An 8,143-nucleotide genomic window follows, 5' to 3' on the forward strand; every position below is an offset into this window, starting at 1 on the left:
CCGAACTGACCAGTCATCGTGGTGGGGGCCGGTTCTTCCGGCCCCCACCCACGCGAAAGGTGGTGTGAGAGTGTCGAATCAATCACGGGTGGCCGTCCGCAAGGACGTGGCCCCCGACTCTGCGGGCAACGGGTCCGCCAAGAACGGCCGTCGCTTCGGCATCGAGGCACGGCGCAACCTCACGGGCTGGATCTTCCTCCTGCCGGCCGCGATCCTCATCCTCTGGATGAACTTCTGGCCGATGCTCCAGGCGTTCATCCTGTCGATGAAGACGGGACGGGGCACCAGGCTGAACTTCGCCGATCCCCTCTGGTACAACTACCAGCGCCTGTTCAGCGACGAGATCTTCAAGCTCACCGTCCAGAACACGTTCATCTACCTGATCATCCAGGTGCCGATCATGCTGATCGTCGCCCTCGTGCTGGCCAACCTGCTCAACGACAAGAACCTGCGGTTCAAGGGCCTGTGGCGCACGGCGATCTTCCTGCCCTGCGCGGTCTCGCTGGTGTCGTACTCGCTGGTCTTCCGCACCATGTTCGCCAATGACGGCCTCGTCAACGACATGCTCACGGCGCTCAACTTCATCGACTCGCCGATCAACTGGCTGGGCCAGACCGAGACCGCGCGCTTCGTGATCATCCTCGGCCTGCTGTGGCGCTGGACCGGCTACAACATGGTGTTCTACCTCGCGGCCCTGCAGAACATCGACTACTCGTCGCTCGAGGCCGCCAAGATCGACGGCGCCAACTCGTGGAAGACGTTCTGGTACGTGACCATCCCGCAGCTCAAGCCGATGATCCTGCTCACCGCGATCCTCTCGACCAACGGCACCATTCAGCTGTTCGACGAGTCCTGGAACCTCACGCAGGGCGGCCCGGCGTACACGTCGATGACCATGTCGCACTACCTGTTCGAGGTGTCGTTCCAGCGGAACCCCAACTTCGGCTACGGCGCGGCGCTGTCCTACGTGATCCTGATCATGGTGGCGGTGCTGGCGTTCATCCAGATGAAGATCGGTGATAAGCGTGACTAAGACCCAGTGGCGCCGCGTGCCCTCCTACCTGTTCCTCGCAGTGGCGGCCATCGTGTCGGTCTTCCCGCTGTACTTCATGGTGGTCTCGGCCACCAACACCAGCCAGGACGTGCTCAGCTCGCGCATGCTTCCAGGGACCGCCCTGATCGACAACTTCGTCTCGCTGGTCTCCCAGCAGGACGTGGCCTCGGCCATGTGGTACTCCACCATCAACGCCGTCGGCACCACGGTGCTGGCGCTGCTGGTGTGCTCCATCGCCGGCTACGGCTTCGAGGTGTTCCACTCCAAGGGCAAGGACCGCCTGATGGCGTTCCTGCTGCTTGCGATGATGATCCCCTTCGCGGCCACGATGATCCCGCTGTTCCAGATGTTCGCGGACTTCGGCATGGTCAACTCGGTGGGCGCGGTCATCCTGCCCGCCATCGCCACGCCGTTCCTGGTGCTGTTCTTCCGCCAGGCCTCGCGGTCCTTCCCGCACGAGATCATCGAGGCGGCCCGTATCGACGGGCTCGGCGAGGTCAGCATCTTCTTCCGGATCTTCATCCCCACGATGAGGTCCACCCTGGCGGCCGCGGCCGTCATCACCTTCATGACCGCCTGGAACAACTTCCTGTGGCCCAAGGTGATCCTCGTCAACAACTCTTTCCAGACCATGCCGATGCTCATCTCGAACCTGCGCGCCGGCTACGTGACCGACTACGGAGTACTGATGCTCGCCGTTCTGATGGCGTCCCTGCCCACGATGGTTGTCTTCCTCGTGCTGCAGCGCGCCTTCGCCGAGGGCATCACAGGAGCCATCAAGTGACATTCGATCCCACCAGAATCGCCGACCCCACCTACTTCGCCGAGAACCGGCTGCCCGCGCACTCGGACCATCGCTGGTTCGCGGGCCCCGCCGAGGCGTCGCTCGGAGTGAGCAGCTTCGAGCAGTGCCTCAACGGGGTGTGGAAGTTCCACTACGCCAAGAACCTCGCGCTCGCGCCGTCGGGCTTCGAGGCCGCTGACTACGACGTGGACGCCTGGGACGACATCCGCGTCCCCGGCCACATCCAGTTGCAGGGCTACGACAGGGCCCAGTACGCCAACGTCCAGCACCCCTGGGACGGGCTCGAAGACATCTGGCCCGGCGAGATCCCGACGAAGTTCAACCCGGTGGGCAGCTACGTCACTCACTTCACTCTCGACCACCCGCTGGCCGACGGCGAGCGGCTCAGCGTCTCTTTCAAGGGGGCTGAGTCCACCATCGCGGTGTGGCTGAACGGGCACTACGTGGGCTACGGCGGAGACGCGTTCACCCCGTCGGAGTTCGACCTCACGCAGTACCTCGTCGACGGCGAGAACAAGCTCGCCGCGCAGGTGTACAAGTGGAGCGGCGCCGCGTGGATCGAGGACCAGGACTTCTACCGGTTCTCCGGCATCTTCCGCGACGTGATGCTCTACCGCCGCCCGGCCGTGCACGCCGAGGACCTGCGGATCAACACCTCGGTGGCCGACGATCTGGTCGCGGCCGAGGTCAGGGTGGCCGTGTCGCTGCAGGGGGAGGGCTCCGTCCGGGCCACCCTCGCCGGCGTCGGCGAGCTCGCGGCCGGGAGCGACGGGGTGCTGGCGGTCTCCGTCGAGCACCCGCGGCTCTGGAGCGCGGAGGACCCGCAGCTCTACGACCTGACCGTCGAGGTGCTCGACGTAGCCGGGGCCGTCGTCGAGGTGATCCCGCAGCGCGTGGGCATCCGCCGCTTCGGCATCGAGGACGGCGTGATGAAGATCAACGGCCGCCGGGTGGTGTTCAACGGTGTCAACCGGCACGAGTTCGGGCTTGAGGGTCGGGTGATGTCGCGGGAGCAGACCGAGGCGGACCTGCGCCTGATGAAGGCGCACAACATCAACGCGGTGCGCACCAGTCATTACCCCAACAACTCGTTCCTCTACGAGCTCACCGACGAGTACGGTCTCTACGTCATCGACGAGATGAACCTCGAGTCGCACGGCATGTGGGACGCGGTGGTGCGTGGGCGGGTCACGCTGGAGCAGGCTGTGCCGGGGGACCTGCCCGAGTGGCGCGACATCCTGGTGGACCGGGCCACCAACATGATGCAGCGGGACAAGAACCACGCCAGCATCATCATGTGGTCGCTGGGCAACGAGAGCTTCGGCGGCACTAACCTGCGTGACCTCGCCGACTTCGTCCGCGACTCAGACACGCGCCCCGTGCACTACGAGGGCGTCCACTGGGACCCGCGGTACCCCGAGACCACCGATGTGGTCTCGCAGATGTACACCCCGGCCGCCACCATCGAGGAGTTCCTCGCCGCCAACCGGGACAAGCCGTTCATCCTGTGCGAGTACGCCCACACGATGGGCAACTCGTTCGGTGCCGTCGACAAGTACATCGACCTCGCCTACCGCGAGCCCCTCTACCAGGGCGGGTTCATCTGGGACTTCTCGGACCAGGCCATCGCCCTCAAGGACCGCCACGGCAAGCCGTACTTCGGCTACGGCGGAGACTGCGGCGAGGCGCCGCACGACGCCGAGTTCAGCGGCAACGGGATCGTGTTCGCGGACCATTCGCCCAGCCCGAAGCTCCAGGAGGTCAAGAAGCTCTACCAGGGGCTGGCCATCCAGATCTCGGGTGACTCGTTCGAGGTGGAGAACCGGCTGCTGTTCACGGGCACGTCTGCCTACCGATGCGTGGTGACGCTGGGGCGCGAGGGTCGCGTGCTGGCCGAGGCCGTTGTCGAGACGGACGTGGACCCCGGGGACACCGGCAACTACCCGCTGCCGGTGGACCTGCCCGATGCGGCCGGCGAGTACACCGTCGACGTGTCCTTCCGTCTCCGGCACGCCACGCGCTGGGCCTCGGCCGGGCATGAGGTGTCGTGGGAGCAGGCGGTGTTCACCGTCGCGGGGGATCCCGCCCCTTCGTCCCCGCGGCAGGCTCCCCAGCTGATCGACGGCATCCACAACTTCGGGGTCCGGGGCCGGCACTTCACCGCCCTGTTCTCGAAGCTCTACGGCGGGCTGGTGTCCTACCGCTACGGCCTCTCCTCCGACGGCGGGCGCGAGCTGGTGCGCGGCATCCCGAAGCCCAACTTCTGGCACGCCCCCACCTCCAACGAGCGCGGCTGGAACATGCCGTTCCGCGACGGGCAGTGGGCGCTGGCAAGCCGCTACGCCGAGGCGAGCGAGGCCGGACCGTCCGCTGAGGTCAAGGGCGACGTCGTCGAGATCCGCTACACCTACGAGCTGCCCAGCAGCCCCGCGGGTGAGTGCGACGTGGTGTATCTCGTCGACGGCGAGGGTCGCGTGGAGGTGACCCTGACGGTGCGGCCGGGTGACGGGCTGACCGACATGCCGGAGTTCGGGCTCATGCTCGTCACGGACCCGGATCTCGGCAGGCTCACCTGGTACGGCGAGGGACCCGAGGAGAGCTATGTGGACCGACGCTCCGGAGCTCGCCTGGGCGTGTGGGCGGCGGATGTTGCGGAGCAGCTGACTCCCTACATCCGTCCTCAGGAGTCGGGCAGCCACACCGGTGTCCGGTGGGCCACCGTCACCGACGCCCACGGCGCCGGGCTGCGCTTCGAGTCCGTCGACGAGCCCATGGAGTTCTCGGCCCTGCCGTGGACGCCGTTCGAGATCGAGAACGCGGCCCACCCGGTGGACCTGCCTCCGATCCAGAAGACGGTGCTGCGCCCGGCGCTCATGCGTCGCGGCGTGGGCGGCGACGACAGCTGGGGCGCGATGACCCACCCCGAGTACCGGCTGCCGCAGGGTGAGGAACTGGTCTTCCGGTTCGCCTTCCAGGGCATTCGCTGACCGACCGGTCGCTGTCTGGGTCCACGCACCCAGACAGCGACCGGTTCGCTCTCCCGACAGCCGGTTGAGCCGGGCCGCCCCTGTTTCGCTGGTTGAGCCGCGCCGACCCCTCCGCTGGTTGAGCCGGGCGCGCGTCGCTTCGCTCCTTGCGGCCCGGGTCGCCCTGTTCCGCTGGTTGAGCCGCGCCGAGCCGCCTGCGGCTCAGCGCGTGTCGAAACCAACCCGCACATGTTTCAAGGACCTGGCCAAGGTCCGCGGGGACCTTCACGTCGGTTTCGACGCGGGCGCGCGTCGCTTCGCTCCTCGCGGCCCGGCTCAACCAGCGGTGGGATAGGCCCGGCTCAAACCGGGGTGGGACAGGCCCGGCTCAAACCGGCGGTGTTCCGCTGGGTGAGGCGGTCGAGCGCGAAGCGGCGCAGCCCGCGCCGAAACCACCGACCCGCACACGGTTCAAGGACCTGTGCAAAGACCTGGCGGAGGTCCGAGGGGACAGTCGCGTCGGTTTCGACGCGGGCGCGCGTCGCTTCGCTCCTCGCGGCCCGGCTCAACCAGCGGTGGGATAGGCCCGGCTTAAACCGGGGTGGGACAGGCCCGGCTCAAACCGGCGGTGTTCCGCTGGGTGAGGCGGTCGGGCGCGAAGCGGCGCAGCCCGCGCCGAAACTACCTATCCACGCCGACACCCAGACTCACCTTCCGCGTCAGCCGTCCGTCCACAGCATTGAAGCCGTGTGGGAAATCGACCCCGGTCATCACGACCATCAGGGCATGCCATTCACCTACATGCTCGAATGCAGCGACGGGAGCTTCTACGTGGGTTCAACCTGGGACCTGGGTGAACGGGTCAGCCAGCACATGGCCGGCCGCGGCGCGACGTACACGAGCCGACGGCGTCCCGTGCGTCTGGTCTGGGCTGAGGAGTTCGAGCGGGTGGACGAGGCCTACGCGATGGAGAAGCGCGTGCAGGGCTGGGGCCGCGAGAAGAGGATCGCCCTGATCGAAGGACGCTACGACGACCTGCCGACGCTGGCCAGGAAAGGCCGCCGGGCCGCCGCGTGCGAGATCTCCCCGGAAGCGAGAGAGCGGTTGGACCAGCCCTGACCTGCGGCTCCGCCACCCACCACCGTCAGCGATGTCCTGATACACAACCGTCAGCGATGTCCTGATACACAACTGTCAGCGATGTCTTGAGACATCACATCTGGGCCATGAACCTGGGCCAGGTCCTTGAACCAGGCGCAGGTTGGTTTCGACACGCGCTGAGCCGCAGGCGGCTCGGCGCGGCTCAACCAGCGGAACAGGGCGACCCGGGCCGCGAGGAGCGAAGCGACGCGCGCCCGTGGCGACTTGGGTTGAGCCGCGCCGACCCCTCCGCTGGTTGAGCCGGGCCGCAAGGAGCGAAGCGACGCGCGCCCGCGTCGAAACCGACGCGAGTTCGCCAGCGACTTGGTGGGCGGGGTCCTCGAACCGGGGTCAGCCGGCGGGATGGGCGTAGACGCTGCCGCCGATGAACTCCCGCAGGATCGAGTTGAACGGCACCCGCTCGGAGCCGATCGGCTCGAAGAAGGTCAACAGGTTGAGCAGCCGGTCCCGGGTGTCCATGCTCGGGCTGCCGTCGGGGATGGTCCTCAGGGCCGCCTCGGCGAAGGGGCGCAGCGCGTTCAGCTCGTAGAGCATGCTCGAGTTGAACATCACGTCGGCGTCCTCCTGGAACAGGAAGACATGGGCGTACTCGCCGCGGCGCACGCTGTCCCACTGGCCGATCGTCACCTCGGGGGAGATGCCCCGGTCACGATGGTCCCGCACGATGCGCCGCAGCAACCGCACCTCCGTCGTCGGCACCCGGTTCATCAGATCGATGTTGAGGCCGCCCAGCGCGCTGACGTACACCTTGAACACCGCGTTGCGCTTGATCCGCTCCATCAGCCGCGGGTTGAGGGCGTGGATGCCCTCGATCAGCAGGATCTCGGCGGGCCCCACCTGCACCCGGGTGGTGGTCGCGAGGCGGGTGCCGGTGACGAAGTCGAACGTCGGCGCCGCGATGGGCCGCCCGTCCACGAGTTCCGCCAGGTGGTGGGTGAGGAGGGGGAGGTCGAGCGCGTCGGGGCTCTCGAAGTCGTAGCGGCCGTCCTCGTCGACCGGGGTGAACGCCCGGTCCAGGAAGTAGTTGTCCAGCGACAGCGCCACTGGCTTGAGTCCGTTGACCTCGAGCTGGGTGGCGAGGCGCTGTGTCGTGGTGGTCTTCCCCGACGACGACGGGCCCGAGATGGCCAACACCCGCAGTGCCCTGCGCTCGGCGAGGATGACGTCGGCGATGTCGGAGAGACGCTTCTCGTGCAGCGCCTCCGCGATGTTGATGAGCTTCGTCGACCGTCCCGAGACGATGAAGGCGTTGACGTCGGCCACCACCTCGACGTCGATGCGGTCCAGCCACTCCTGGCTCTCGGCGTAGGCGGCGGACAGCCGCGTCGGCGGGATCAGCGGAGCGCCGTCGCCCTTGTCCACGTCGCCGAAGTCGACGATGAAGCCGTGCGCGAAGGGGATGACCTCGAACGGCTCCACCTGCGCCGGATCCATGATCACGGGGTAGACCACGCGGGCGACGAGGTCGCCGACCTGGTAGACGTGGTAGCCGCCGTCGCGGCCCAGGGACGTGATGCTGCTCGCCGGATCCGTGGCCCACTCCTTGAGCCGGGTGTCGATGAGCCGAACTTCCCGCGTCGAGAGGGCCGAGCCGACGAGGTTGCAGTAGACGCCCTCCAGGATGGAGTAGGAGGTCTTGAGCCGCTCGTCGGGGAACAGGTCGTGGATCACCTTGATCAGGCCCACCTTGACCGTCTGTCGTCCCTGGCGCAGATGTGTCTCGCGCATGGTGTCTCCCGTCGCTACCTCCGACGGTACTCGCGCGAGGGTGCGTCGCGGGGGCTTCGGTCGAGTCCTCGGACGATGTGCGGGAGGCTTCGACACCGCTGCGGGCGCTGCGCGCCGCGTCGGGCTCTTCGGACGTCCTCGGAGGCGAGCGCCCTATTTCGCTGGCGAGGTGTGAGGAGCGCTAGCGACGAGCCTCGAAGCCTCGGACGAGTGACGTTGTCAGCTTGCGTTTCTTAGGCTTCGAGGCCGCTTCGCGGCACCTCAGCCAGCGGGAAGGGGCGCTTCGCGGCACCTGAGCCGGTGGGAAGGGGCGCTTCGCGGCACCTGAGCCGGTGGGAAGGGGCGCTTCGCGGCACCTGAGCCGGTGGGAAGGGGCGCTTCGCGGCACCTGAGCCGGTGGGAAGGGGCGCTTCGCGGCACCTGAGCCAG

At 67.4% G+C, this 8,143-nt stretch carries 5 protein-coding genes; 4 read left to right on the forward strand and 1 reads right to left on the reverse strand.

Annotation, left to right across the window (positions count from 1 at the left end):
* The first annotated feature begins 70 nt into the window (after positions 1–70).
* The 4 genes from ACZK5D_RS11720 to ACZK5D_RS11735 all read left to right on the forward strand — a co-directional run bounded on the left by ACZK5D_RS11720 (position 71) and on the right by ACZK5D_RS11735 (position 5,944).
* Entirely contained in the window at positions 71–1,033 is a 963-nt protein-coding gene (locus tag ACZK5D_RS11720; RefSeq protein ID WP_458995689.1) for a carbohydrate ABC transporter permease, read from the forward strand.
* Positions 1,026–1,838: a carbohydrate ABC transporter permease gene (locus tag ACZK5D_RS11725; protein WP_463665403.1), complete on the forward strand. Its 813-nt coding sequence runs from the start codon at positions 1,026–1,028 to the stop codon at positions 1,836–1,838. Before ACZK5D_RS11720 ends, ACZK5D_RS11725 begins: the two co-directional genes overlap by 8 nt.
* Positions 1,835–4,846 carry a beta-galactosidase, LacZ type gene (lacZ, locus tag ACZK5D_RS11730; RefSeq protein WP_463665404.1) on the forward strand — a complete coding sequence of 1,004 codons (3,012 nt, stop codon included), beginning with the start codon at positions 1,835–1,837 and terminating at the stop codon, positions 4,844–4,846. Before ACZK5D_RS11725 ends, lacZ begins: the two co-directional genes overlap by 4 nt.
* Before the next feature lie 726 nt (positions 4,847–5,572).
* On the forward strand, positions 5,573–5,944 hold the full coding sequence (locus tag ACZK5D_RS11735; RefSeq protein WP_463665405.1) for a GIY-YIG nuclease family protein: 372 nt from the start codon (positions 5,573–5,575) through the stop codon (positions 5,942–5,944).
* A gap of 372 nt (positions 5,945–6,316) precedes the next feature.
* Here the strand turns inward: ACZK5D_RS11735 and ACZK5D_RS11740 are convergent, their stop codons facing one another.
* Positions 6,317–7,714: a uridine kinase family protein gene (locus ACZK5D_RS11740; protein WP_463665406.1), complete on the reverse strand. Its 1,398-nt coding sequence runs from the start codon at positions 7,712–7,714 to the stop codon at positions 6,317–6,319.
* Positions 7,715–8,143 lie beyond the last annotated feature (429 nt).

The organism is Tessaracoccus yangjingae, assembly GCF_055326235.1.